23 protein-coding genes are annotated in these 24518 nt (G+C 57.0%); 15 read left to right on the forward strand and 8 right to left on the reverse strand.

Annotation, left to right across the window (positions count from 1 at the left end):
- The first annotated feature begins 100 nt into the window (after positions 1-100).
- Positions 101-964: a hypothetical protein gene (locus ACR0I1_RS07365; protein ID WP_170609068.1), complete on the forward strand. Its 864-nt coding sequence runs from the start codon at positions 101-103 to the stop codon at positions 962-964.
- Positions 965-967: 3 nt separating this feature from the next.
- Here ACR0I1_RS07365 and ACR0I1_RS07370 read toward each other — a convergent pair whose 3' ends face one another.
- Positions 968-1765, reverse strand: coding sequence for a phytanoyl-CoA dioxygenase family protein (locus tag ACR0I1_RS07370; protein ID WP_170564552.1), 798 nt, complete (start codon positions 1763-1765; stop codon positions 968-970).
- 85 nt (positions 1766-1850) lie between these two features.
- Between ACR0I1_RS07370 and ACR0I1_RS07375 the strand changes: the two genes are divergently transcribed.
- Positions 1851-2747 carry a LysR family transcriptional regulator gene (locus tag ACR0I1_RS07375; protein WP_480705653.1) on the forward strand — a complete coding sequence of 299 codons (897 nt, stop codon included), beginning with the start codon at positions 1851-1853 and terminating at the stop codon, positions 2745-2747.
- A 3-nt stretch (positions 2748-2750) separates the two neighbouring features.
- Here the strand turns inward: ACR0I1_RS07375 and irrA are convergent, their stop codons facing one another.
- The gene (gene irrA, locus ACR0I1_RS07380; protein WP_170397577.1) at positions 2751-3167 is read right to left on the reverse strand and encodes an iron response transcriptional regulator IrrA; all 417 of its coding nucleotides are present in this window, start codon (positions 3165-3167) and stop codon (positions 2751-2753) included.
- Between the two features lie 187 nt (positions 3168-3354).
- Between irrA and fabA the strand changes: the two genes are divergently transcribed.
- Genes fabA through ACR0I1_RS07400 form a run of 4 tightly spaced genes read left to right on the forward strand, consistent with a single transcriptional unit; the run spans position 3355 to position 6169 of the window.
- Positions 3355-3864, forward strand: a complete 510-nt coding sequence (gene fabA / locus ACR0I1_RS07385) for a bifunctional 3-hydroxydecanoyl-ACP dehydratase/trans-2-decenoyl-ACP isomerase (RefSeq protein WP_170397581.1) — start codon at positions 3355-3357, stop codon at positions 3862-3864.
- A gap of 30 nt (positions 3865-3894) precedes the next feature.
- Positions 3895-5124 (forward strand): beta-ketoacyl-ACP synthase I, encoded by a 1230-nt coding sequence (fabB, locus tag ACR0I1_RS07390; RefSeq protein WP_170397584.1) that lies wholly within the window; start codon positions 3895-3897, stop codon positions 5122-5124.
- Positions 5125-5129: 5 nt separating this feature from the next.
- Positions 5130-5921, forward strand: coding sequence for an enoyl-ACP reductase FabI (locus ACR0I1_RS07395; RefSeq protein WP_170397587.1), 792 nt, complete (start codon positions 5130-5132; stop codon positions 5919-5921).
- Positions 5922-5980: 59 nt separating this feature from the next.
- A complete protein-coding gene (locus ACR0I1_RS07400; protein ID WP_480705656.1) occupies positions 5981-6169 on the forward strand; it encodes a hypothetical protein in 189 nt (62 codons plus the stop codon).
- A gap of 11 nt (positions 6170-6180) precedes the next feature.
- On the opposite strand, the gene ACR0I1_RS07405 is transcribed toward ACR0I1_RS07400, so the two are convergent.
- A complete protein-coding gene (locus ACR0I1_RS07405) occupies positions 6181-6609 on the reverse strand; it encodes an FKBP-type peptidyl-prolyl cis-trans isomerase (protein WP_170397592.1) in 429 nt (142 codons plus the stop codon).
- A gap of 124 nt (positions 6610-6733) precedes the next feature.
- Between ACR0I1_RS07405 and ACR0I1_RS07410 the strand changes: the two genes are divergently transcribed.
- From ACR0I1_RS07410 to ACR0I1_RS07440, 7 genes are all read left to right on the forward strand, one after another.
- Positions 6734-7420, forward strand: coding sequence for a haloacid dehalogenase type II (locus ACR0I1_RS07410; RefSeq protein WP_170511492.1), 687 nt, complete (start codon positions 6734-6736; stop codon positions 7418-7420).
- Entirely contained in the window at positions 7420-8247 is an 828-nt protein-coding gene (locus ACR0I1_RS07415; RefSeq protein ID WP_480705658.1) for an alpha/beta fold hydrolase, read from the forward strand. Before ACR0I1_RS07410 ends, ACR0I1_RS07415 begins: the two co-directional genes overlap by 1 nt.
- Positions 8244-9218 (forward strand): threonine ammonia-lyase, encoded by a 975-nt coding sequence (locus tag ACR0I1_RS07420; protein WP_480705660.1) that lies wholly within the window; start codon positions 8244-8246, stop codon positions 9216-9218. Before ACR0I1_RS07415 ends, ACR0I1_RS07420 begins: the two co-directional genes overlap by 4 nt.
- Positions 9219-9293: 75 nt before the next feature.
- Positions 9294-10082 (forward strand): 3-oxoadipate enol-lactonase, encoded by a 789-nt coding sequence (pcaD, locus tag ACR0I1_RS07425; RefSeq protein ID WP_480705662.1) that lies wholly within the window; start codon positions 9294-9296, stop codon positions 10080-10082.
- A gap of 11 nt (positions 10083-10093) precedes the next feature.
- Positions 10094-10807, forward strand: coding sequence for an alpha/beta fold hydrolase (locus ACR0I1_RS07430; protein ID WP_480705664.1), 714 nt, complete (start codon positions 10094-10096; stop codon positions 10805-10807).
- Positions 10808-11021: 214 nt separating this feature from the next.
- Complete coding sequence (locus ACR0I1_RS07435; protein WP_480705666.1) at positions 11022-12116, forward strand: Zn-dependent alcohol dehydrogenase; 1095 nt, start codon at positions 11022-11024, stop codon at positions 12114-12116.
- Positions 12117-12137: 21 nt separating this feature from the next.
- Complete coding sequence (locus ACR0I1_RS07440) at positions 12138-13370, forward strand: mandelate racemase/muconate lactonizing enzyme family protein (protein WP_480705668.1); 1233 nt, start codon at positions 12138-12140, stop codon at positions 13368-13370.
- A gap of 23 nt (positions 13371-13393) precedes the next feature.
- Here ACR0I1_RS07440 and ACR0I1_RS07445 read toward each other — a convergent pair whose 3' ends face one another.
- A complete protein-coding gene (locus tag ACR0I1_RS07445) occupies positions 13394-16435 on the reverse strand; it encodes an ABC transporter transmembrane domain-containing protein (protein ID WP_480705670.1) in 3042 nt (1013 codons plus the stop codon).
- A 169-nt stretch (positions 16436-16604) separates the two neighbouring features.
- Here ACR0I1_RS07445 and ACR0I1_RS07450 point away from each other — a divergent pair, with 169 nt between their 5' ends.
- Positions 16605-16994 (forward strand): DUF3307 domain-containing protein, encoded by a 390-nt coding sequence (locus tag ACR0I1_RS07450; RefSeq protein ID WP_170397621.1) that lies wholly within the window; start codon positions 16605-16607, stop codon positions 16992-16994.
- A 3-nt stretch (positions 16995-16997) separates the two neighbouring features.
- Here the strand turns inward: ACR0I1_RS07450 and ACR0I1_RS07455 are convergent, their stop codons facing one another.
- Positions 16998-17459, reverse strand: coding sequence for an Lrp/AsnC family transcriptional regulator (locus tag ACR0I1_RS07455; RefSeq protein WP_170511280.1), 462 nt, complete (start codon positions 17457-17459; stop codon positions 16998-17000).
- A 146-nt stretch (positions 17460-17605) separates the two neighbouring features.
- Here ACR0I1_RS07455 and ACR0I1_RS07460 point away from each other — a divergent pair, with 146 nt between their 5' ends.
- Positions 17606-21001 carry an indolepyruvate ferredoxin oxidoreductase family protein gene (locus ACR0I1_RS07460; protein ID WP_480705673.1) on the forward strand — a complete coding sequence of 1132 codons (3396 nt, stop codon included), beginning with the start codon at positions 17606-17608 and terminating at the stop codon, positions 20999-21001.
- On the opposite strand, the gene ACR0I1_RS07465 is transcribed toward ACR0I1_RS07460, so the two are convergent.
- Genes ACR0I1_RS07465 through ACR0I1_RS07475 form a run of 3 tightly spaced genes read right to left on the reverse strand, consistent with a single transcriptional unit; the run spans position 20998 to position 24517 of the window.
- Entirely contained in the window at positions 20998-22302 is a 1305-nt protein-coding gene (locus tag ACR0I1_RS07465) for an FAD-dependent oxidoreductase (protein WP_170736580.1), read from the reverse strand. The genes ACR0I1_RS07460 and ACR0I1_RS07465 overlap by 4 nt on opposite strands.
- The gene (locus tag ACR0I1_RS07470; protein ID WP_170397633.1) at positions 22289-22972 is read right to left on the reverse strand and encodes a TetR/AcrR family transcriptional regulator; all 684 of its coding nucleotides are present in this window, start codon (positions 22970-22972) and stop codon (positions 22289-22291) included. The genes ACR0I1_RS07465 and ACR0I1_RS07470 overlap by 14 nt, the downstream gene beginning before the upstream one ends.
- Positions 22973-24517 carry a trimethylamine methyltransferase family protein gene (locus ACR0I1_RS07475; RefSeq protein ID WP_480705675.1) on the reverse strand — a complete coding sequence of 515 codons (1545 nt, stop codon included), beginning with the start codon at positions 24515-24517 and terminating at the stop codon, positions 22973-22975.
- Position 24518: the final 1 nt, after the last annotated feature.

Genomic DNA, 24518 nt, shown 5'->3' on the forward strand with positions numbered 1-24518 from the left:
TGGGTCGGCGTCGTCTATACGTATCGAACGCCGCTTGCAATGCTGGCGCAATTACCCGAATTTGGCGGGAATTTCCAGCAAGGCGGCAACGAAACCAACGATGCAGTACGAATCCCTTGATCACCTTCTGAAATCCGATCGGTCGATCCTGAGCAAGGGACCCGTGGCACTGATATTTGCCGAAGATAATGTCGAGCTAGAAGGGACGCTGCACCATCATTTGAAGCTGGGGTTCAAATCCGTGATCACATTCCTGCCCCAGGAATTCACGCTGGATGAAGCGCTGGGGGAAAGGGTTCATCGAGTGACGATGACCTGCGCGCCCAGAACCGTCGTATTTGAGGCCGTCAATCGGATCATTCAGGCGGCTCAAGGCACGTGGGTATACTACTGCTACAACTCTGAATATCTGTTCTACCCTTTCTGCGAGACCCGCTCGGTCGGAGAGTTGCTGGCCTTCCATTCTGAAGAACGGCGCCAGGCCATGCTGACCCATGTGATCGATCTTTATGCGAATGATCTGACGGCCTATCCAAACGGAGTGGCCCCCGACCACGCAATGCTGGACAAGACCGGATACTACGCCCACACGCGGCATGACGCATCTGGCAAGCCGCTAGAGCGGCAACTGGATATGTCCGGTGGTCTGCGTTGGCGGTTCGAAGATCATATCCCGTATGAACGACGCCGTATCGATCGGATTTCGCTATTCAAAGCAAAAGCCGATCTGAAACTTCTGCCTGATCACACTTTCAATGAGCCGGAATACAACACCTACGCCTGCCCGTGGCACAACAACTTGACCGCCGCGATCTGTTCGTTCCGGGCGGCCAAAGCATTGAAGACGAACGCCGGATCGACGTTTGATATCTCCAACTTCTGCTGGAACCATTCAACTCCGTTCGAGTGGGACTCGCGCCAATTGCTGGATCTGGGCCTGATCGAATCGGGCCAGTGGTTCTAGGTTCTAACGCTGTAGCAGAACTGGGAACCAGTCCTCGCGCAGCCGCTGCCCCGGCACCATTTCATGTCCCGGAAATGGCGGCGAAGTCCGGCCTGGACGCTCGACATAACGTGCATCATCACCAACCAATCGCAGCGAAAATGCCCTGCGTCGGCTATCGGAAGTATTGCCTCGAGCCCCGTGTAGTGTGCGATAATTGAAGGCCACTGCGTCACCGGGCTCCATTTCAAATTCTACAATCTTCATCCCTTCGGCATCTGGGTCCGGAATCGGCATGTACTGCCCCTCGTCGGGGAAGAAACCTTCTTCCGTGACCCAGCGGGTAGGTAGCACTTCTTTTTCCCAGCGGTGCGAACCGGCAACGCAGCGCAAGGTCGCTTGTTTCACCGGATCCAACGGTGACCAGAAGCTGATATTCTGTTGACCATCCACAAAATAGTATGGCCCATCCTGATGCCACGGCGTTGCCATCGAGGTTCCGGGTTCCTTCACCAGAACATGGTCATGGAACATCTGCACAGATTGCGACTGCATGAGGTCGGCCGCTACTTCAGCAGCAGGAGATTTTTCGATCACTTCACGAAACTGCGGGATACGGGACCAGTTGCAATAGTCGTCAAAAAAACGGCCGGTTTCGCCATCTTTCCTGTTCTCCGAAGCATAAGGACCCGGCTCGGCCATATTCGCGGCAACCCCGGCCCGTAGGGTTTCAATATGATCGGCGAACAGGCCTTTGACCAACACAACGCCGTCCGTCTGGAAGTTGTCGATCATGGCCTGAGAAACAAGAGGGTGAGTCATCGCGGTCTCCTTAGATTTGTCGCCCGATCTGCGCATGAACAAGACATCTGTTCAAATCATATCTTTCAAATTAGGTATTAACTCTATGTTATACCTCACTCTGCGCCAGTACGAATATGTTTGCGCCATCGGCCGGCATGGCAGCCTGTCTGCTGCGGCACAACGCCTAAATGTCTCGCAACCTGCCTTGTCCAATGCGCTGACCCGGGTCGAATCACGTTTGGGATATCCACTGTTTGCCCGAAGACGGGGTGCCGCGATGGCGCTGACCCCGCAGGGCCGCAAATTCATCGAAGAGGCCGAGGCCTTGTTGAAGCGAGCTGCGCATTTGGAACAGTCAATGCAGCCGATAACCGGCGAGCGCCGATTACGCCTGGGATGCTTTGTCGATCTGGCACCCTTTCTTCTGGCCCAATCTCTGCACCGCCTGCAAGAAGCTTTGCCCGACGTCGTCCTGACACACGGGGTTGAGACGTTCGAAGGCCTGATTTCCGGCCTGATCGATGGCAGATACGATTTTGCACTCACCTATGACCTCGGCATGGATGCCGGTATTTCCTGCAAGAAGTTGTTCGACAGCACCCCACACGCACTGCTTTCACCTGATCATACACTGGCGGCGGCCAAGCAGCTAACCCTGACCGAGCTAGCGTCATATCCACTGATTCTGTCTAAAGAGGGTTTGTCTGCACAGCATGTACTCGCGCTTTTCAGACGCAAAGGTTTGAACCCCACAATCTCGCACCGAGCGGAATCATTGGAGCTTTCGCGCAGCCTGGCCGCTCATGGGGAAGGCATCGGGATAAGCTATACCAGCCCTAAAAACGGCTTCAGTTATGATCAGGTCCGCGTGATAAGCCTGCCGATCACCGATCCAGATGCAACCGAATCTGTTGTATTGGCACGGCATGGCACGGGGCCGACAGATCCAATGATCATGCAGGCTGAGCATGCGTTGGTTACGTTGTTATGTAAGGATTAGAGGTTACTTCTTCCGCAGGCGGATCACCACATCGACCGATGCGATTTCGACGCCTTCAGGAGCTTCCGGCAATTGTTGGATCACCAATTGGTCGGATGGTGCATCGCTCAGACGGCTTTCGTCTTCCCAATAGAAATGCGGATGGTCATGCGTGTTGGTGTCGAAATAGCTTTTGGACCCGTCAACAGTTATCTCTTGAAGCACCCCGGCATCGCAAAACGCCCGCAATGTGTTGTATACGGTCGCCAGCGAAACCGCGTCACCTTTGGCTTTTGCGGATTCAAACAGGCTTTCCGCTGTCACATGACGATGCAGACCGTCGCCCACAAGCAATTCGGCCAAAGCAACCCTTTGGCGCGTGGGGCGCAAACCTGCGTCAACCAACCAATTTGCAGCGATCTCACGGCTCTGAGGTGTCATGAATCCGATACCTGTGTTTTGCTGCCCTTAATATAAGTGTGCCCTGCCTGCAATTTCAAATGAAATTCATTCGCAAAGAATATTGTAGTCACAACAAGATATGGAGTGCTGGTCTTGCAGGACCTTGCATACGGGTGATAGACGAGGCCAGATGTAATAAACGGACCCAGGCAGGAGAGGCGGCAGAATGGCCCAATTCCCGAGCAGTTTTGACAAGGACGATCTGCTGAAATGCGCCCGCGGCGAACTATTTGGCCCTGGCAACGCGCAGTTGCCGGCTCCGCCGATGTTGATGATGGACCGCATTACCGAGATTTCCGGCGACGGTGGAGCGCATGGCAAGGGTCATGTGCTGGCCGAATTCGATATCACACCTGAGCTTTGGTTCTTTGACTGCCATTTCCCTGGCAATCCGATCATGCCCGGCTGTCTGGGCCTGGACGGTTTGTGGCAACTGACCGGCTTCAACCTCGGCTGGCGCGGCTGGCAAGGACGTGGCATGGCAGTTGGCGTCGGAGAGGTCAAGTTGACCGGCATGGTGCGCCCGGACCGGAAGATGCTGACCTATAAGATTGATTTCAAAAAGGCGATCCAGACGCGCCGCCTGACCATGGGTGTGGCAGATGGCATCGTCGAAGCCGATGGCGAATTGATATACGACGTCAAGGATATGAAGGTCGTTCTGTCAGACGCCTGAGCCTGACCGGCCGCAATAAGGAGTACGCACATGCGTCGAGTAGTCGTCACCGGTCTGGGGGTTGTGTCCTCGATCGGGAACAATGCCGAAGAGGTGCTCGCCTCGCTCAAAGCAGGCAAATCCGGCATCGTAGCAAGCGAACAGATGGTCGAGCACGGCTTTCGCAGCCAAATCGCCGGTTCGCTGAAAATCGATGTGGCCGATCACGTGGACAAGCGGACCCTGCGGTTCATGGGTCCGGGTGCTGCCTATGCCCATATCGCGATGAATCAGGCCATCGCGGACGCCGGGCTGACCGAAGATCAGGTGGTCAATCCGCGCACAGGTCTGGTGGCAGGTTCGGGTGGACCATCGACCAGCGCGATGTTGACCGCGCACCAAACCGTGCTGAAAACCGGCGCAACCAAACGGATCGGCCCGTTTGCAGTGCCAAAGTGCATGTGTTCGACGATTTCTGCGAACTTGGCGACCGCGTTCAAAATCAAAGGTATCAACTACTCGATCACCTCGGCCTGCTCGACCTCGCTGCACTGCATCGGCAATGCGGCTGAACAGATCATGCTGGGCAAGCAGGATGTGATGTTCGCAGGTGGAGGAGAAGAGTTGGACTGGACCCTGTCCTGCCTGTTCGACGCGATGGGTGCGATGTCGTCCAAGTACAACGACACACCTGATAAAGCCTCGCGTGCATTCGATCAGAACCGCGACGGATTTGTGATTTCCGGCGGTGGCGGCATCGTGGTTCTGGAAGACCTCGAGCATGCGCTGGCACGCGGTGCGAAAATCTATGCCGAAGTAACCGGCTATGCCGCGACATCTGATGGGCACGACATGGTGGCACCATCCGGCGAAGGCGGCGAGCGCGCGATGCGTCTGGCGCTGTCGACTGTACCCGAAGGCCGCAAGGTCGGCTACATCAATGCCCATGGCACCTCGACCCCAGTGGGCGACGTCGGAGAAGTCGAAGCCGTACGCCGTATCTTTGGTGAAGGCAGTGTGCCTCCGATTTCATCGACAAAATCGATGACCGGTCACGCGCAAGGCGCAGCGGGCGCGCTTGAGGCGATCTTCTGCCTGCTCATGCTGGAACATGATTTCATTACTCCGTCGATCAATGTCGACACACTTGCCGACGGCATCCTGCCCGGTGAAATTGCAACTCAAGTGGTTGAAAACGCAGGCTTGGACAGCGTGATGACCAATAGCTTCGGCTTTGGCGGCACCAACGGATCCATGGTTCTGTCGAAGTATAACGGGTGAACAAGATGTCGGATATTCTCAAGGGTAAACGCGGCCTGATCATGGGCGTGGCTAATGACCGCTCTATCGCGTGGGGCATCGCCAAAGCCATGCACGAAGCAGGCGCTGAGCTGGCTTTCACCTATCAGGGCGAGGCGTTTGGCAAACGGCTTGAACCGCTGGCCCAAAGCTTGGGCAGCGACTTCATGGTCGATGCGGATGTGACCGATGATGATTCACTGGATCGCGCGTTTGGCGAGTTGTCCGCCCGCTGGCCAACAATAGATTTTGTTGTCCACGCTATCGCTTATTCGGACAAGTCCGAACTGACCGGTCGATTCTTGAACACCACGCGGGCAAACTTCAAACACTCGCTGGATGTGTCGGCCTATTCGTTCATCGAAGTTGCACGTCGCGCCTATCCGCTGATGAAGGACAATGGCGGCACATTGTTGACCCTGACCTATCAGGGATCGAACAAGGTTGTGCCAAACTACAATGTCATGGGCGTCGCCAAGGCTGCGCTGGAATCGGCGACGCGCTATCTGGCGAACGATCTGGGCCCCGAGGGTATTCGCGTGAACGCCATCTCGCCCGGCCCGATGAAAACATTGGCGGGTGCGGCTATTGGTGGTGCACGCAAGACCTACAAGTTCTGCGACCAGAACGCACCGATGCGTTCGAATGCCACGCTGGAGGCCGTCGGAGGCACCGCCGTGTATCTTGCGTCCGACGCCGGCAGCTATACTTCGGGTGAGATCATCCGCGTCGACGGCGGGTATCATATTCTGGGCATGCCCCAGCCAGAGGCCATGTGACTATATCTTTCCCTGCGGGTGCCAAGATTTGAACATCTTTGCCCCGCAGGGATTACGATATGAGCAAACTTGAACAGATCCTTGCGAGCAACACGCGCTCGCCAGCTTTGAAACGCAAATCAGGAAGCGGACGTGCGCGTCTTTTGCTGCTGATTCTCACATCGCTGCTGATTGCCTTTGTGTTTCTGACCCAACCGCCCGTGCGCGATGCGATTGAGCCGTTGTTGTCACATATGCCGGGCCTTTGATCCAATCAGCATCAGTTGATCGAAACGATTTCGATATCGAAGACCAGATCTTGCCCCGCTAGTGGATGATTTGCATCCAAGGTCACTGTCGCCTCATCTACCTCGACGACAGTCACTGGCAATGCCTGACCGTCAGGAGTTTGCATCTGTAACTGCGTGCCGGGTTCAAGCGGAATGTCATCCGGGATGCCTTCACGCGGGATCTGCTGCCGCATGCCCGGATTGATCGGGCCATAGGCGTCAACGCAATCGATCTCGACACGCTTCTTCTCGCCAATCTCCATGCCCGGCAGGGCAGCGTCCAGACCGGGTATGATCTGCCCGGAACCAACCGCAAACTCCAACGGATCGCGCCCCTCGGAACTGTCGAAGACTTTGCCGTCCAGCAGAGTTCCGGTGTAGTGGATGCGAACCGTGTCGCCTTGTTTGATTGCGGTCATGATGGCCTCCGGCCTGAAAAGAAATGAACGGCGCAGCCTAGAGGCTGACACAGCATTGTAAACCCTGCCCTCTTTAACCCCGGAACCGGTTGTGATTATCTGCGCCCGATCAGGGGAGGATCGGATGGCTATCACCACGTGTGTATTCGACGCTTATGGTACTCTGTTTGACGTGGCCGCCGCCGCCAGGCAGGCCGCAACAGAGCCCGGATTTGAAGCGTTGGCTAGCAAATGGCCCGAGTTGGCCAATCACTGGCGTCTGAAGCAACTGCAATATACATGGTTGCGTGCTGTCGCTGATGCGCATTGTGACTTTTGGGATGTCACGCAAGATGGGCTGGATTGGGCCTTGGAAGCGGTAGGCCTTCAGGGGGATAACACCCTTCGGCAGCGTCTGCTCGATTTGTATTGGGAGTTGCAGGCCTATCCCGAGGTCCCCGATATGTTGAAGGCGCTGAAGGCCGGTGGGTTGCAGACCGCCATCTTGTCCAACGGTTCACCCCCGATGCTGAACGGGGCGGTGCAGTCTGCCGGGATCGGTGATGTGCTGAATGATGTTCTGTCGGTCGAAAGCGTGGGGGTCTTCAAACCCCATGCCAGCGTATACGATCTGGTGCAGAACCGCTTCGGCTGCGCGCGCGATGAAGTGCTGTTCGTCAGCTCAAACGGGTGGGACGCTGCCGGGGCAAGCGGCTATGGATTTGTCACAGCTTGGGTCAACCGCGCTGGCGAACCAATGGATCGCCTGCCGTGGAAACCTGCACATGTGCTGCCGGACCTGACGACGATCCCGCAATTGGCAGGACTTTGATGGCATATTTCACCACCTCGGACGGCAAACGCCTGTACTATGAAGATACCGGCACGGGCCATCCTCTGCTTTGCCTGGCCGGTTTGACGCGCAACTGCCGCGACTTTTCATTTCTTGCGCCACATATGAGTGATCTTCGTATGATTGCGATGGATTATCGCGGGCGCGGCAAGTCCGATTTTGATGCGAACTACATGAATTACAACATCCTGCGCGAGGGGCTGGATGCGGTTGAACTGCTGGATCAACTGGGCTTGAAGAAAGTGACCCTGTTGGGCACATCACGCGGGGGGCTGGTCGCCATGGCGCTGGCCGCCAGCCATCCTGACCGGCTGGCAGGTGTTATCCTGAACGACGTTGGCCCGGTGATCGAACCCGGTGGCATTGCCAAGATTATGGACTATGTCGGCAATCCCCCAAGTTCACAATCCTATGATGAGGCTGCGCAGGTCCTGCACGCGATGATGGCACCTCAGTTCCCGGGCATCGCTCAGGACGTCTGGAAACAGCAGGTAGAACATCAATACATTCAAATCGATACCGGGCTACAGCTGCGTTATGACCCCGCATTGCGACAAGCGCTGATCGAGCAGGCCGCCATCACCCCGGCACCGGACCTGTGGCCTTTGTTCGACGCCCTGAGCACGATCCCCACCGGCGTGATCCGCGGTGCAAATTCCGACTTGTTGAGCAAAGCCACGGTGCAGAAGATGCACGCACACCACCCCGAATTGATCTCGACCGAAGTGCCGGGCCGAGGACATGTCCCGTTCCTGAACGAGCCTCAATCCCTAGACCTGATCCGCAAGATACTGGACGCCAAATGAGCAACATAGACATGATCGAAGCCGCCGCCGAGCGGCTGAAAGGTCACGTACGCGAGACGCCGCTTCTGTCATCACCCTTTCTGGATGAAATCGCGGGTCGCCGCGTTCTGATCAAACCCGAATGCCTGCAACACACCGGCAGCTTCAAATTTCGCGGCGCGTGGTCAGCTATTTCGGCATTGGATGAAGCGGCGCGCAACCGGGGCGTCATCGCCTATTCCTCGGGCAATCACGCACAGGGTGTTGCCTATGCAGCGGCTCAACATGGAATCTCGTCCGTCATCGTCATGCCCTCGGATGCGCCGAAGCTGAAGATTGAAAACACCCGCGCGCTGGGCGGTGAGGTCGTCCTTTATGACCGCGCCAGCGAAAGCCGCGAAGACATCGGCGAGGCATTGGCTGCCGAGCGCGGTTTGACCTTGATCCGGCCTTATGACGAACCGCAAGTGATCGCTGGCCAGGGAACAACGGGACTGGAGCTGGCGCGTCAGGCACGGGCGCTGGGTGTGACCGAAGGTGACGTGCTGATCTGCTGTGGCGGCGGCGGGCTGACATCTGGTATCGCGCTGGCGTTAGAGCGTCACGCGCCCGGTCTGCACCCTCGTCCATGCGAGCCTGAAGGGTTCGAAGACGTGAAACGCTCGCTGGCAAGCGGGACGATCCAAAGCAACGACGCTACTTCGGGAAACATCTGCGACGCAATCCTGACGCCACAGCCGGGGCAGATAACCTTTCCCATCCTGCAGCGGCTTTGCGGCCCTGGTCTGTCGGTATCTGAACAGGAATCCCTACGCGCCATGGCCTTTGCGTTTCTGCGTCTGAAGATCGTGCTGGAACCCGGAGGAGCGGTTTCGCTGGCCTCTGCCCTGTTTCGCAAGGATCAGATTGATGGGAATGCGGTGATCGTAGTCGCCTCGGGCGGCAACGTGGATCCGCAGATCTTTGAACGGGCGTTGGAATTCCTTACCTGACAATCGCTTACAGCCGGTGCAAAATCCGGTTGTAGTCGTTTTAACCGACACCCTGAGCAGACGGGGACGCTAAACATGCATATCGCTGACCTCAAAGATGTTCGGATACACTACCGAATTGATGGCGACGCCGCTGGCGCCCCCATCGTGTTTGCTAATTCACTGGGCACGGATATGCGGCTGTGGGACCCGATATTGCCGCTACTGCCCAAAGGGCTGCGCATCATTAGGTACGACAAACGCGGGCACGGATTGTCAACAGCACCCTCAGCGCCCTATTCCATGGGAAATCTGGTGCGCGACGCCGAACAATTGCTGGATTATCTAGAGGTCAAGGATTGCGTATTCGTGGGTCTGTCCGTCGGTGGCATGATTGCGCAGGGCCTGGCGGTCAAGCGTATGGATCAGATCCGCGCGCTGGTGCTGTCGAATACGGCCGCCAAGATCGGCACTCCCGAGATGTGGCAGCAGCGTATGGATGCTGTCCGTAAAGGCGGGATCGAGGCACTGGCGGATGCCACTATGGATCGGTGGTTCTCGAAATCATTTCGGGCCAGCGCCGAGATGACGCTTTGGCGCAACATGATGGTCCGACAACCGGTCGATGGCTATCTGGGCTGCTGCAGTGCAATTTCTGGCACCGATTTCTATACGCCAACCAGCGGATTGCGCCTGCCGACCTTGGGGATTGCGGGCAGCGAAGACGGCTCAACCCCGCCCGATCTGGTGCGCGAAACGGTCGATCTGATCCCTGGCTCACGCTTTGCGCTGATCCGAAAGGCAGGCCACCTGCCTTGCGTCGAGCGCCCTCAGGACTTTGCCCAACTGATCGGTGATTTTCTGACAGAGATCGGACATATTTGAAGGAGGGATTGTTGGCAGATTTCTTGCTTGTACATGGCTCGTGGCACGGTGCCTGGTGCTGGCGCGATCTGATCCCGGAATTGACCACATTCGGACATACCGCCCGCGCCATCGATATGCCAAGCCACGGCTCGGACCCGACGCCTATCCGCGATGTAACCCTTGGAACGTGCAGAGATGCCGTGCTGAAGGCTTCGACACCAAAGACCATCATCTTAGGGCACTCGTGGGGTGGATATCCCGTAAGTGCGGCTGCCGAGACCGACGCGAACGCCATGCGAGGTGTGATTTATCTAAGTGCCTATGTTCCGAAATCCGGGCTATCTATGGTCGAAATGCGCAAACGAGCCCCACGCCAACTGATCGGAAATGCCGTCGAAGTATCCGGCGACGGGTTGTCGTATTCGGTGGTACCGGATCAGGTGCACGACCTGCTTTATCACGACTGCGCGCGCGAGGTGGTTGCCTATGCATTCGCGCGCCTGTGCCCCCAGGCGATTGCACCGCAGACTACCCCCCTAGACGTCGGCGATAACTTCGCGCGCGTTCCAAAAGGGTACATCAGAACTACCGATGACAGAATCGTTCCGACCGAATATCAGGCCGAGATGGCGGGCTGCGCGGACCCTGATATGCACCTTACGATAGACAGCTCTCACTCGCCGTTTTTTTCGCATCCTGAGCATCTTGCCGGGTTGATGCACCAGATCTCGCAACGAATGTAGCCAGCCACCGTCGATGTCCCGACCCCGATACGCCGTGCGCCGATCTGTTTGGTTGTCGCACACTGAACCGATGACCCACACAATGCTTATCAATAGGTGGATTCTTTTGCGTCTACCCCACTTTGGCAGAACAACGACACATCCGTGACGGTTTCCACCTTGCAGGTCCCGCCGGGACGGGTCACCGTGATCCCGTTAGGGAGCGGGAAAACACATGCAAACCATCAAAGCAGCCGTATGCCGGGCCTTCGGCGAACCTCTGGTCATCGAAGACATCCTGATCGCACCACCCGGCATGGGCGAGGTCGAGGTAACGCTGGATGCAGTGGCGATTTGCCATTCGGACATTTCCTTTGCAAGCGGCGCATGGGGCGGCCACTTGCCCGCGGTTTATGGGCACGAGGCGGCAGGCTTCGTTTCTGCCGTTGGCGAGGGCGCAGGGGATTTCAAACTTGGTGATCCCGTCGTGGTCACGTTGATCCGCGCCTGCGGAAGCTGTCCGTCCTGTGCCGGTGGCAAGCCCACCATTTGTGAGACACCGTATGACACGGTCAAAGGCCCGCTGCAGACTGCCGAAGGTGATGCGCTGGAACAGGCCATGGCATGCGGGGCCTTTGCCGAAAAGGTAGTTGTCAGCCACCGACAAATCGTCCGCATTCCCGAAACGCTGCCCAAGGACCTTGCCAGCCTGCTGTCCTGTGGGGTGATCACCGGTGTTGGTGCAGCAGTCAACGCCGCCCAGCTTCGCCCCGGGCAGGACGTGGTTGTCATCGGCGCCGGGGGCGTCGGCTTGAACGCAATCCAAGGCGCACGTATTGCCGGAGCTCGCCGTATCGTTGCGGTCGATATGACACAGGATAAGCTGGATATCGCAATGGAGTTCGGCGCGACCCATGGTGTTTTGGCCAGCCAGAAAGAGCCGTGGAAAGCCGCCTACAAGGCGCTGGGCGGACGTGGCGCAGACGCCGTCTTGATTACTGTTGGTGCAATCCCCGCCTATGATCAGGCCCCGCGTTATCTTGGTCGGGGCGGTAAGGCGATCATGATCGGGATGCCCCATTCTGGTGACATGTCCAGTTACGAACCCGTCGTGCTGGCCGCGCTTGGCCAGGGCATGGTGGGCTCAAAAATGGGCGATGTAGTGATCCAGCGCGACATCCCGTGGATGATCGATCTGTATGAACAGGGGCGGCTGAAACTGGACGAGTTGATCTCGGGTCGCTGGACCCTGTCGCAGATCAATGAGGCCATCGAAGACACCAAGTCCGGTGCGGCCAAACGCAATGTAATCTTGTTTGATCGCGACTGAACCCCGCAAAAGGAACACCCGATGAAACTGCAAGATCTCGATGTCATTGTCACCGCGCCTCCGGCACCGGGTTGGGGTGGGCGCTATTGGATTTTGGTCAAGGTCACCACGGATACGGGCGTGATCGGTTGGGGGGAATGCTACGCGTCCTCGGTTGGTCCCGAAGCCATGACCCATGTCATTCGCGATGTATTCGAACGGCACATGCAGGGCGAAAACCCCGAGAATATCGAGTTGATGTTCCGCCGCGCCTATTCCAGCGGCTTCACTCAGCGACCAGACCTGACCGTCATGGGTGCGTTCTCGGGGCTCGAAATCGCCTGCTGGGACATTTTGGGCAAGGATCGTGATCGTCCGGTCTATGCGCTGCTGGGTGGGCGGATGAACGACCGTATCCGGGCGTATACCTATCTCTACCCACTTCCTCAGCATAACCTGACGGACTTCTGGACTTCACCTGAGCAGGCCGGAGAAAGTGCTGCTGAAATGGTCCGGCGCGGCTATACCGCCGTCAAGTTTGATCCTGCCGGGCCTTATACGATCCGCGGTGGGCACATGCCCGCTATGTCCGATATCTCAATGTCGATAGCGTTTTGCAAAGCGATCCGTGAGGCAGTTGGAGACAAGGCCGATCTGCTGTTCGGTACTCATGGTCAGTTCAACACAGCCGGAGCTATACGTCTGGGCCAAGCGCTGGAACCCTTTTCACCACTGTGGTTCGAAGAACCCACACCCCCCGACATGATCGAGGATATGGCCCGTGTGGCGCGCACTGTCCGTATCCCTATCGCAACCGGTGAACGGATGACAACCAAGGCGGAATTTGGCGCGGTCCTGCGCGCCGGGGCCGCCGAAATCCTTCAGCCTGCGTTGGGACGCGCTGGTGGTATATGGGAGATGAAGAAAGTCGCCGCAATGGCCGAGGTTTTCAACGCCCAGATGGCACCCCATCTGTATGCGGGACCGATCGAGTGGGCGGCGAATATTCATCTTGCGGCGTCGATCCCGAACCTGCTGCTGCTTGAAAGCATCGAGACCCCATTCCACGATCAACTAATAAAGGGAAGCATCCGCGTCGAGAAGGGGTTCGTCACTCCTCCGATCGAGCCCGGCCTTGGTATCGAGGTCGATGAAGGCCTTGCCCGAGCCCATCCCTACAAAGGTGACGGGCTGCACCTACAGATGCAGGAAACCCCATGTGACTATGCAAATGGGAATGCGTTTCAAGGCGGTGCACCCGCAACCGAAGGGTAACAATCGACAGGCGAGCAAGCCGATCAGTTCGAGACATACCCCGCGATGACCTGCAACAGTTTAAAGGCTGTGGCTGCATCGTTCTCGACGACCGCCAGAAATTCCTCCTCACCGATCCGTAGGCAGGACAGTTCCGTTTCAGCCACCATGCTCAACGCCCGAGGCTCTTTTCGGATCAACCCCAGCTCTCCCACCAACGCGCCCGCACCAACCGTTGTGATCAGTTGATCGGCCTCGCCCGAACGCGGCAGGTACAATCCTGCCTCGCCCTCAAGGATGACATAGGCGCCATCGGTTGGCTGATCATCCTTCAGAAACACCACCTGGCCAGGTTTCGCTTCGAACCAGCGCGCACCAAAGGCCAGCAGTCGAAGCTGGCGACGGTCGAGCCCAGAGAACAACGGGGTCTGCTCAAGCGCACGCAATTTGCGTACCAGATCGGCAGACGCCGCACCGTCGCCGTCGACGTCGGTTGGGCCTTCACCCGTCACGACCCGGCCCTGACGGATTTCAACATACATGTCGAAAACATCTGGATTTTCGAACGCATCATTTAGATAGATTACAGTAGTTTCGGGCAGCAATTCACGCAGATTTTTATAAACTGCGACCTGTGTCTCCATATCATAGCTGGCAAGCGCGGTTTCCAGGATCAGAATATCCGGCTTTTTGATCGCAGCGCGGGTAAAGGCCAGCGGTTCGGCAAATACCGCAGGCAAGTTCTGGCCGCCAATCGAGACCGGAACATCATAGATCAGTTCCACCACCATCGGTCGCGCCCCGTTCTCGGCCAGAACATCGACGATCAGTTTGCGCGCCTCGTCGGTCCGCGCACCGCCGATCTGGCTGACCTTGCCAAACAGTGCGTTTTCCATGACCGTCAAACCGGGTGCAAAGGCATCTTCATCCAACGGGACGAATACATCGTGCAACGGTTCCAGCAATTTGGCCGAGTGGCTGTGGCGAAGCTCAAGAATGCGGTTCTTCAGCTCATCCGAAAACGCCGGGCCAATCTGCTCGGCCGAGATCACAAATGGCACCGAAAGCAAGCTAGCCAATTGTCCGTCATCCAGCCCGTTTGCGCCTTCTTTGCGGGTTTGCTCGACCAATTCAACCGCGGCCTCGTAGGTCTGGGCCTCAAGCCCCAGCTTGCGAAACAAAGGATGATCTGTTCCATCAAGCCCAAATATCTGGCGCAGCATCTCAATTACGTCGCGTGTCAGGCTGATCAGGGTTTCATCCAACCCCAACTCGCGCAACTGGCCCAGAAACACGGTCTGCTGTGCCAGCAATTGCCGTGTCACTGGAACACAAGGGGTGGCAAACAACAGGTTCTCAGCAACGGGTAGCGCAGGGTTATACGCGCAGCGATCGAAAATCAGCGCCTGCTGATCAAGCCCGGCCTCGCGCACCGCCTTCTGAACCCGAGGGCGCAATTCGACCAGTTTTGCTGCCAGTTCCGGGCGTTCATTCGCATCAAACACCTGCTCGGCACCGCGCTGAAACAACGCAGCGCCCGAGCCCATGCCATCGATCAGTTTCAGCCACCAATCGCGCAGCCGTGCTGTATCGTCAAAGCCTGCCGATCCTGGATCTAGCCATTCGACGTGGAATGGATCAGCACTGTTACCTGCCCTCAGCGTCTCGGGGAAATCCGGATCCTCCGTGGACTTGGACAATGGATGTGACCGCATCGGCATCATCACATTTTCACCCAACGTGCCTTGAAACATTATGGGGCGCGAGGTTGCTAGACCTATTCGTTGGGCAACAACGCTTTGATGCAGGCCAGCCATATTGATGCCGCCGATTTCAATACGGCCAGAGGTTGGCAGAATCTCGCGGGTCAGCAACTCGGTCAGCGCATGGCGATCTTCCTCGCTGGTGGCCGAAATGCCGACCGTTTTACCTGCTGGGAACGTCAGGTCCAGATCATCCAAAACCTGATTGCCGTCGATATCACGAACCGAGACTTGATTCAGTACGATATCGCCATTCAGATGTGTACGATCCGCTGGCTCTCCGTCAAACAGGGCCTCATCAATCATTCCATCCGGTGCGAAACGATCAATCACAACATCCCATCGCAGCGACATGTCCTGCGTTTGATTATAATAGGTCAGCAGTTCTTTCCAGGGTGAGCTCAAGTCTTTGTAAGCCGCCAGCGCAGCCACCAGAGCACCCAGCGAAACAGACCCCTGCAACACCAGCAGGCCACCGACAAGGTAGAACATGAATGGCGTCAGCTGCGATATGAAGTTGTTGATGAACTTCATAAAGAACTTCTTCTGATAGATCTCAAAGCGGATGGCGAACAGGCGCCCCAGCTGATCCGAGATCATCGCCCGCCGATAACGCCAACCGCCATTGGCGCGCAGGGTCGAAGCACCGGCAGCGTTCTCGCCGATCTGGGCAGCCAAAACGCGGACCTCTTGAATGCGCTTCTTGTTCAGAAGATTGATCTGGCGTTGCAATCGCGGGATCAGCCAGGCCTGCAGCGGGATCAACGCCACCGCGGCCAGTCCGAACCAAACGCTTTGGAGGAACAGAAAGGACAGGATCGTGATCATTTGTCCGGCCTGCAGCACGGGCTGACTGATCGCATCCCCCATCAGCCCACCCATCGGTTCGCTTTCAGCGGTTATCATCGAGACCATTTCGCCCTGACTGACCCGCTCAAAATATGGTTGTGGGAAGCGAAGCGCGCGGTTGATCAACTGATAGCGAAAGCGACGCAGCATACGCTCGCTCAGAACACCCTTCATGGTGTTGATACGCATCTTCATCAGCCCGTGCGCCAGCACCGCAGCCAGAAAGGCAAAGCACAGGATCATCAGAAAAGTGGTCTGCGACAGGCTATAACCCCAGACATCGACAATCTGACTTGTCGCGCCGATTGCGTCATTGATGATGCGCTTGGGCAGCTCCAACGTCAGGTAAAGCAAAGGAAACAAGGTCGACGTCACGGCCAGCAAAATCAACTGGTCGCGCTTCGAGTATTTCCAGATGAACTGAAAGATCGATCGTTCTATTGAACCCGCCCCTACTAACGATCCGCCGCTCAAATCACTGATTTTGGCGTGAATACAACGGGCCGAATTTACCGCAATCGTATCCTCGGACGCAAATGAATTTCCGATTTGCGCCTAATTTGCGTTGTGTGAACAAGTTCATTTGCGCGTTTCGCGTTTACCCCCTAATCTCCTGATTCAGGACGATATCGGGAGGATTCATTTGCCTGCCAGCTTTGGCGCTGTGTTTCTGTTGCTGTGCCTGCTTCAGATCAAACACATGTTCGCCGACTATTATTTACAGACGCCCAAGATGCTTTCCGGGCGAGGCACGTATTTCCACATGGGGCGCGCGCAACATGCTGCTGTGCATGTTGTGGGTTCGGTCGTGATTTTCGCGCTATTTCGCGCCCCGATTGAATTCATACTGATCATCGCTGCGTTGGAATGGATCGTGCATTTCCACATCGACTTTGCCAAAGCCAACTATTCTGACCGCAAACAGTTGCAACCCAATCAGGCCGCTTTTTGGCGTGCCGCTGGTCTGGATCAGTTGTTTCACAACCTTACTTATATTGGCATGGCTTGGGCTTGGGTGGCTTTCGCGGCTTAAGCTTCAGGGTACCACCGGTCGGTTCCGCTTGATCGTCCGCAGCACGACATTCGTTTGCGCGCTGGCGACGGCGGGTAATCGAAACAAGAAATCTTCCAGAAACGTGTTGTAAGCAGACAGATTCCTGCACAAGACACGCAGATGATAATCCGCCTGACCTGTCGTGGCGTAGCATTCCTGCACTTCGGGGCTGATCTCGACGGCACGGATGAAGTCAACAATCTTGTCCGGGTCATGCCGGGTCAGGTGAACATGCACGATTGCTTCGAACGTCAACCCCATCTCGGCAGGGTTCACCAAAGCGCCATACCGTTCGATCACCCCAGCCTCTTCCAGCGCGCGCACCCTGCGCCATAGGGCTGAGGCCGACATGCCGACTGCATCTGCCAATTCGGCATTTGAAACCCGGCTGTCATTTTGAAGCAGCGTCAGAATGCGGCGGTCCCGATCATCAAGAGTGGTCATCTTAGAAAGATTCATCCGTAATTTTAACTAAATCTGGTGAATTATATCATATTTTGCGGAACTCGCACAAAATCTGAAACAGAAATTCACCTTTGGGGGGTTAAAATAACCGAACACCAAAGACAAAAACCCATGGACGCGCAGCAATGAGCCACCACGAACCCTCCCCCCGCACCTATCGGCTTGAAGACCGCAATACCCTGACGCAGGGCCGGGTTTTTCTAACAGGCACGCAAGCCCTGGCGCGGATTATGATGGACCAGGCCCGACGCGACCGTCAGGCCGGGCTGAACACGGCGGGGTTTGTCTCGGGCTATCGCGGATCGCCACTGGGCGGGCTGGATCTTGAGCTATGGCGCGCAAAGGACCGACTGAAGACGGATCGCATCACGTTTATGCCCGCCGTGAACGAAGACCTCGGCGCAACGGCGGTTCTGGGTGCGCAACAGGCCATTTTGGACCCGCATTGCGAGGTCGAGGGCATCTTTTCGATGTGGTACGGTAAAGGCCCCGGTGTCGACCGATCAGGCGATGCATTGAAACATGGGAATGCATATGGGTCTGCGCCAAAAGGTGGCGTGCTGGTCGTGGCAGGCGATGATCATGGTTGCGTCAGTTCTTCGATGCCCCATCAGTCGGATGTGGCCTTCATGTCGTGGTTCATGCCGACATTGAACCCAGCCTCGGTCGAGGAATATTTGGAATTCGGCGAGTACGGGTTCGCTCTGTCCCGTTTCTCAGGCACGTGGGTCGGGTTCAAGGCGGTCTCGGAAACGGTCGAAAGCGCGCGGTCCGTCGATCTGCACCCGGATCGCAGCTTTTCCCTGCCGCAGATCGACTTGCCCGAACGCGGCTTGCACGTCCGCACTGCCGATTTGCCCTCGCCCGAGATCGAGACCCGCATCCAGCACAAGTTGCGCGCCGTTCGGGCCTTTGCCGAAGAAAACCCCATCGACCGGCGTATTTATGACATCGACAGTGCGAAGTTCGGCTTCGTGACCACCGGCAAGGGGCACCTCGATCTCATGGAGGCGCTGCGTTTGCTGGACCTTGATGAAGCCGCCTGTCGCCGCTTGGGGATCGACATCTACAAGGTTGGCATGGTCTGGCCGCTGGCCCGTCGCAACGCGTTGCGCTTTGTGAAAGGCAAGGCCGAGGTTCTGGTCGTCGAGGAAAAGCGCGGCATCATCGAAAGCCAGTTCAAAGAATACTTCTATGACTGGCCCGGCGACAAACCCCATAAGATGGTAGGTAAATATGACAGCCATGGCGAACCGCTGATCCCATGGACCGGGGAACTCAGCCCTTTCATGCTGGCCCCTATTGTTGCCGCCCGACTTAACACGTTCTTCCCTGAAGAAAACCTGCCTGCCAAAGCGCGTGCACTGACTGAGACAGAACCGCCCGTGATCAACGTCCCGGGCGCAACACGGACACCCTATTTCTGCTCGGGCTGCCCGCACAATACATCAACCAAGGTTCCAGAAGGCTCTACCGCTGCCAGCGGCATTGGTTGTCATGTAATGGCATCTTGGATGGATCGCGAGACGGTCGGCTATGCACAGATGGGAGGCGAAGGCGTACCCCATGTGGTGGCCTCACAATTCAATGGCGGAAAGCATATCTTCCAGAACCTTGGCGAAGGGACGTGGTACCATTCTGGATCACTCGCGATCCGTCAGGCGGTCGCGGCAGGGACAAATATCACCTATAAAATCCTCTACAATGATGCGGTCGCAATGACCGGAGGGCAACCAGTGGATGGACCTGTCAGCGTTGCAGGCATTGCCCAAACCTGCCGGGCTGAAGGCGTTGCGCGGATCGCGCTGGTCTCGGACAACATTGCCAAGTTTCACCGATCCGATTTCCCGGCTGGCACCACATTCCACGACCGGGCAAAGATGGACAGCCTGCAACGCGAACTGCGCGACATACCCGGAGTCACGGTCCTGATCTATGAACAGACCTGCGCCACCGAGAAACGCCGCCGCCGCAAGCGTGGGACAATGGAGGACCCCTCGACGTTCGTCTGGATCAATGATCTTGTCTGCGAAGGTTGCGGCGATTGTTCGGTCGCATCGAATTGCCTGAGCGTTGAGCCGCGAGAAACCCCGCTAGGGCGCAAGCGCAAGATCAATCTAAGTTCGTGCAACAAGGATTTTTCGTGCTTGAACGGGTTCTGTCCGAGTTTTGTGACCGTTGAGGGCGCAACCCGACGAAAGCGCGCCATCGAAATGGACTTCAATGCGCTTGAAACAGGCCTGCCGGACCCAAAGCTTCCATCTTTGGACACACCGTTTGATCTGCTTGTGACAGGCGTGGGTGGCACTGGGGTTGTCACGGTTGGGGCCCTGATCACTATGGCCGCGCATCTGGAAGGCAAAGGTGCCTCGGTCCTGGATTTCACCGGATTTGCGCAGAAATTCGGCACGGTACTCAGTTACATCCGCCTTGGCGCAGCTCCGGATGCGCTTAACCAAGTACGCATAGATCAAGGCGCTGCGGATGCGGTGATTGGCTGTGATGTGGTGGTGAGTTCGGCCCCCAAAGCCTCAGCTCATTATGCCCGCGGGACACGCGTTGTGCTGAACAGGGCTGAGATGCCCACCGGCGATCTTGTCCTGCGTCGCGATGCCCAATTGCGGGTCGATAAGCGGGAACAGGCGATCGCAGATGTGGTTGGGGTGGACAATCTCGCCAGCCTTGACGCAAATGCAATAGCTGAGGCGCTACTGGGGGATTCCGTCTTCGCCAACGTCATTTTGCTGGGTTATGCATGGCAAAACGAGCTGGTTCCGGTATCGCACCTTGCATTGGCTCAGGCCATCTTGCTGAACGGTGTTGCCGTCGAAAAAAACCGGCTGGCCTTTGCTCTTGGGCGTTGTCTGGCGGCTGACCCCGACCGCATTCACGGGCTGGCACTACCCGAAGAGGCAAACGGCACCTTGGATCAGGTGATTGCGCGTCGGGTGGCGTTTTTGACAGATTATCAGGATGCCGCATATGCGGATCGCTATGCGCAACAGATTGAAGCAATCCGCGCGTCGAACCCGAAAATATCCGACGATCTTCTAGAATCCGTAGCCCGTAACCTGTTCCGCTTCATGGCCTATAAGGACGAGTTCGAAGTGGCCCGGCTGCAAACGTCCCAAAACTTCGACAACGAACTGAAGCAACAGTTCGAGGGAGATTTCAAAACCAGTTACCACTTCGCCCCGCCAATGCTCAGCTGGCGCAAGGACGAACGGGGCCGCCCCCTCAAGTTTGCACTGGGTCCATGGATGCGCCCGGTTCTGCGGGGACTGTCCCGTCTACGTGGTTTGCGTGGCTCGGTCCTGAACCCCTTCGGCTATCACTCCGAAGCGCGACTGCATCGAGATATCCTAAACTGGTACCAATCGCTGTTGGACATGTATCTGACAAACCCCTCCGCCCATTCCGAGACCGAGTGGCTGGACGTGCTGTCAGCTGCGGACCAGATACGCGGTTTCGGTCCAGTACGGGAAGAAAGCTATGAGAACGCGCGCGCGATGGCGCGTTAACCAAGCACCGAGAAACTGCTATCGGTATTGACCGGTCGCTTGCGGGAATAGAAACCGGTGTCGATTGTGCGCCCAATGCAAGGCAGTTCAAACTGCATCGGCTTGTCGTCATGATCCGCACCGCCTTCAACGTAGTCAATCAGTTCAGCCATCATTTTGCCCGCAATCGGCGCGTTCTTGTATTGGTTTCCGCTGGTGCCGCAGGCCATGTAAAACCCCGGCAGGCTGGACTTGTCATAGATCGGAATCCAGTCAGTCGAGGCATCATACAAATCCACCACCCCACGGGTTCTGGAGGGTATCCCCAAGCTAGGGACCCGTTGGGCATAACGCATGGCCTGCGTGGTCCATTGATCCGTAAAATCGTGGTTATAGCTTACATCATCTTCGCACCATTGATGCGGATCACAAGCCGGATCCTCGGAGCCGATCAGAATATGATTGCCATGTTCTGGACGGCAATACAGCGCGATATCACTATCCGAGACAATTGTTCCTTGCGTTTCGAAATCAAATCCTTCGGGCGCGGGTACATGCACCACCTCCTGCCGCAGCGGGCGGGTTTGAATAGTCATGTCACCCAGAACCCCGGCCATTTCGTTGACAAGCGCTGACCCGGGACCGGCAACATTCACCACCACTTTGGCGTGGATTTCTTCACCAGAGGCAAGTCTGACACCTGCGACGCGCCACTGCTGCAACAGGATTTCGCGCACGTCTGCGCCCGTTCGCACTTCGGCACCATGCAGCTTGGCGGCATCCATCAGGTTTTGCGCCGACAAGGCCGGATCGGTCACATAGCCTGCTTTCGGCCAGAACACTGCGCCCTGAATCCGATCTCCGTTCGGTTGGCCGAACTCCGGATCATCCATGCGCCGCGCCGGGGCAAAGCTGTCCAGAGAATAGATCGGCAGACGTTCGGTAATCCGCTCGGGTGTCCATTCTTCAAACGGACAATCCAGTTCGGCGCTGTACTTCTTATGTTTCTCAAGAAATCCATTGGCCTCGGTCTTGACGACCAAACAACCGGTCTCACGAAACTGCGCCAAATCGGCTGTGTCGGGCAAGCCCAGATAGTTCGCCCAATCACGCCAATAGTGATAACCTTCCCAGGCGAACGCGGTTCCATCGAGGGTCGAATAATGCATCCGAATTATCGCGCAAGAGCCAGCGGTCGAGCCATGCCCAACCTGCGCATTGCGATCCAACGACAGAGTTTTCCAACCGGCCTTGGACATCTCGAACGCGATGGCGGCGCCGATCACACCGGTGCCAATGATGATTGCGTCAGGTTGGTTCATGTCCTGCCCCTTCCCAGAAACGTTTCGCATACGCGCTGAATTCGGTGATTTCCTCGGGTCGCGGTTCGACCCCTGTAAAAACATAAAGGTAGTGTGGAACCATCGACAGCCTGATCGCCAATGGTTCGTTTAACTGCGCCAGATCATATCCGATCTGCATATAATATAGCACCCGCGCCCGCGTCTCTGCCTCGGTCTCATCATAGTTGAACCGGATGAACATCGCGCGCAGCGCGGCCAGGCGACGGGCATCGGACTGGTCCAGCATACGCCGCACCTTTCCCGATCTTCGTGCCCAATCCCGCACAGCAAAATCAAGCGCCGTATCAAATAGTTCGGTATTCACAACGCAGCGCTGCACATTGCACACCGCAGCCGTGATCGTTTCAGCAGGCAATTCGGATTGCGCGATCAAGGCCGCCGTATTTGTCGCCTGCCATCGCGCCAGCAGCGCATCCAGCAATTCCTGCCGCGACTTGAAGTACCAGTAGAATGATGAGCGCGAGACCGCCATCCGCTCGGCAAGGTTCATGACTTTCACCTGCTCGACCCCGTCCGAAATCAGGACGTCCATGGCCACGTTCAGCCAATCATCGCGCGTGACCTTGACGTTACCAATCAGTGGCTCAGCTTCGGGATCGTCCCGGTGCAGGATGGGTTTGGTGTTCATTCAACTCTCCGGCGGTGCGCCGCCCTCTTCTGTACGGCGCGCTATGAAATCCTTCAACGCACCAAGGCGATCCGTATCTGATGCCGGTGCTTTGAAATTTGCCAGGATTTCCTTCCATACACCGGTCGCGCGATGGTTGGCGTCGATCGCGCCACGCTCGGTCCAGGTGCCAAAATTTGCGTAATCATGCAGGTGCGGCTCATAAAATGCGGTATTATAGCGCTCCATCGTCTGACTCGTGGCGAAGAAATGTCCGCTGGGTTCAACCTCGCTCAGCGCAGTATCAAACCCGATCTCTGCACCATTGGCCTGTGCCCCTGCACAAAGCTCGGCCACCATGTTCAACACCTCGGCATCGCAGATCATCTTCTCGAAAGATACGGTCAGGCCACCTTCGAGCCATCCGGCCGAATGAATGATGACCGTCGCCCCGGCCATCAGGCAGCCCCACAGGCCGAACTGGTTTTCATTGGCGGCCTGAACGTCGTTGATATTTGCCGCAGACCCCGCCGCAGACCGCCAGGGCAGGCCCAGATGCCGGGCCAACTGGCCCGCCGCCAAAGACGCCTGAAAATGCGAGGGTGTCCCGAATGCAGGCGCCCCTGATTTCATGTCGACATTGCTGGTAAAGGTCCCATAGCACACCGGCGCACCGGGGTTGGTAAGCTGGGTCAGCGTCAAGGCCGCAAGTGCCTCGGCATGGGACAGCGTGATGGCCCCGGCCACCGTGATCGGAGCCATTGCGCCCATCAGGGTAAAGGGTGTGATGATCGACATCTGACCATGGCGCGCAAAGTCGATCAGCCCCTGAGCCATTGGAATATCCAGCGTCCGCGGGCTGTTGGTGTTGATAATCGTGTAACAATGGGCGTTAGCGCGGAACTCCTTGTCAGACAGACCTCGCGCCGTTGAGAGCATCTCGAAGCAGTCCATCACTTGCGGCGTGCCCCGCGAGAAGAAGAACGGGAACTTATCCGTCAGCTCCATCTGCGCTTGTGTGGTGAAATAGTGCCGCACATTGGTTGGCACGTCCTGCGGTTCGACCTGCGGTGAGATCATCTGGAAGACATCAAAGTGATGAGTGAGCTTTAGGAACTCCAGATAATCCTGCCCACTCGCTGGCCGCCGACCGCGTTCCAGATCGGTCGCGTTTGGAGCGCCAGCCCCGGGTTGGAACACCAAAGAGCCCAGCTCCAAAGTGAAATCCCGGTGCCGCGCGCCCGCCCGGCAGCCGATGGATTTCGGAGCTGAGGCCACCGCAGCCTCAACCATATCCCGCCCGATGAAGACCATTTCGCTGTCTTCATCCACGCGGGCGCCACCCTGCGCGTAGATTCGCCGCGCTTCGGGCAATAGAACTTTCACGCCCAACTCTTCCAGTGTGCGCAATGCGGTGTCGTGCATATCTGCAATCTGATCCGTCGGGAACACTTCCATCTGTGGAAACGGATTGCGCAACTGGCGATAATTCACCTCGCGACTAGATTGCGGGGCGACATCGGTCCCGCGCCCGCGCCGTCGGCGTCTTTGGCCCAAGTCCGACATG

It is taken from the genome of Ruegeria sp. B11 (assembly GCF_056539785.1).

What these genes read in the sequence shown, in the direction of transcription:
- ACR0I1_RS07365 (WP_170609068.1), top strand. Translation starts at nt 101, where the DNA reads ATGCAGTACGAATCCCTTGATCACCTTCTGAAATCCGATCGGTCGATC.
- ACR0I1_RS07370 (WP_170564552.1), bottom strand. Translation starts at nt 1,765, where the DNA reads ATGACTCACCCTCTTGTTTCTCAGGCCATGATCGACAACTTCCAGACG.
- ACR0I1_RS07375 (WP_480705653.1), top strand. Translation starts at nt 1,851, where the DNA reads ATGTTATACCTCACTCTGCGCCAGTACGAATATGTTTGCGCCATCGGC.
- irrA (WP_170397577.1), bottom strand. Translation starts at nt 3,167, where the DNA reads ATGACACCTCAGAGCCGTGAGATCGCTGCAAATTGGTTGGTTGACGCA.
- fabA (WP_170397581.1), top strand. Translation starts at nt 3,355, where the DNA reads ATGGCCCAATTCCCGAGCAGTTTTGACAAGGACGATCTGCTGAAATGC.
- fabB (WP_170397584.1), top strand. Translation starts at nt 3,895, where the DNA reads ATGCGTCGAGTAGTCGTCACCGGTCTGGGGGTTGTGTCCTCGATCGGG.
- ACR0I1_RS07395 (WP_170397587.1), top strand. Translation starts at nt 5,130, where the DNA reads ATGTCGGATATTCTCAAGGGTAAACGCGGCCTGATCATGGGCGTGGCT.
- ACR0I1_RS07400 (WP_480705656.1), top strand. Translation starts at nt 5,981, where the DNA reads ATGAGCAAACTTGAACAGATCCTTGCGAGCAACACGCGCTCGCCAGCT.
- ACR0I1_RS07405 (WP_170397592.1), bottom strand. Translation starts at nt 6,609, where the DNA reads ATGACCGCAATCAAACAAGGCGACACGGTTCGCATCCACTACACCGGA.
- ACR0I1_RS07410 (WP_170511492.1), top strand. Translation starts at nt 6,734, where the DNA reads ATGGCTATCACCACGTGTGTATTCGACGCTTATGGTACTCTGTTTGAC.
- ACR0I1_RS07415 (WP_480705658.1), top strand. Translation starts at nt 7,420, where the DNA reads ATGGCATATTTCACCACCTCGGACGGCAAACGCCTGTACTATGAAGAT.
- ACR0I1_RS07420 (WP_480705660.1), top strand. Translation starts at nt 8,244, where the DNA reads ATGAGCAACATAGACATGATCGAAGCCGCCGCCGAGCGGCTGAAAGGT.
- pcaD (WP_480705662.1), top strand. Translation starts at nt 9,294, where the DNA reads ATGCATATCGCTGACCTCAAAGATGTTCGGATACACTACCGAATTGAT.
- ACR0I1_RS07435 (WP_480705666.1), top strand. Translation starts at nt 11,022, where the DNA reads ATGCAAACCATCAAAGCAGCCGTATGCCGGGCCTTCGGCGAACCTCTG.
- ACR0I1_RS07440 (WP_480705668.1), top strand. Translation starts at nt 12,138, where the DNA reads ATGAAACTGCAAGATCTCGATGTCATTGTCACCGCGCCTCCGGCACCG.
- ACR0I1_RS07455 (WP_170511280.1), bottom strand. Translation starts at nt 17,459, where the DNA reads ATGACCACTCTTGATGATCGGGACCGCCGCATTCTGACGCTGCTTCAA.
- ACR0I1_RS07460 (WP_480705673.1), top strand. Translation starts at nt 17,606, where the DNA reads ATGAGCCACCACGAACCCTCCCCCCGCACCTATCGGCTTGAAGACCGC.
- ACR0I1_RS07465 (WP_170736580.1), bottom strand. Translation starts at nt 22,302, where the DNA reads ATGAACCAACCTGACGCAATCATCATTGGCACCGGTGTGATCGGCGCC.
- ACR0I1_RS07470 (WP_170397633.1), bottom strand. Translation starts at nt 22,972, where the DNA reads ATGAACACCAAACCCATCCTGCACCGGGACGATCCCGAAGCTGAGCCA.
- ACR0I1_RS07475 (WP_480705675.1), bottom strand. Translation starts at nt 24,517, where the DNA reads ATGTCGGACTTGGGCCAAAGACGCCGACGGCGCGGGCGCGGGACCGAT.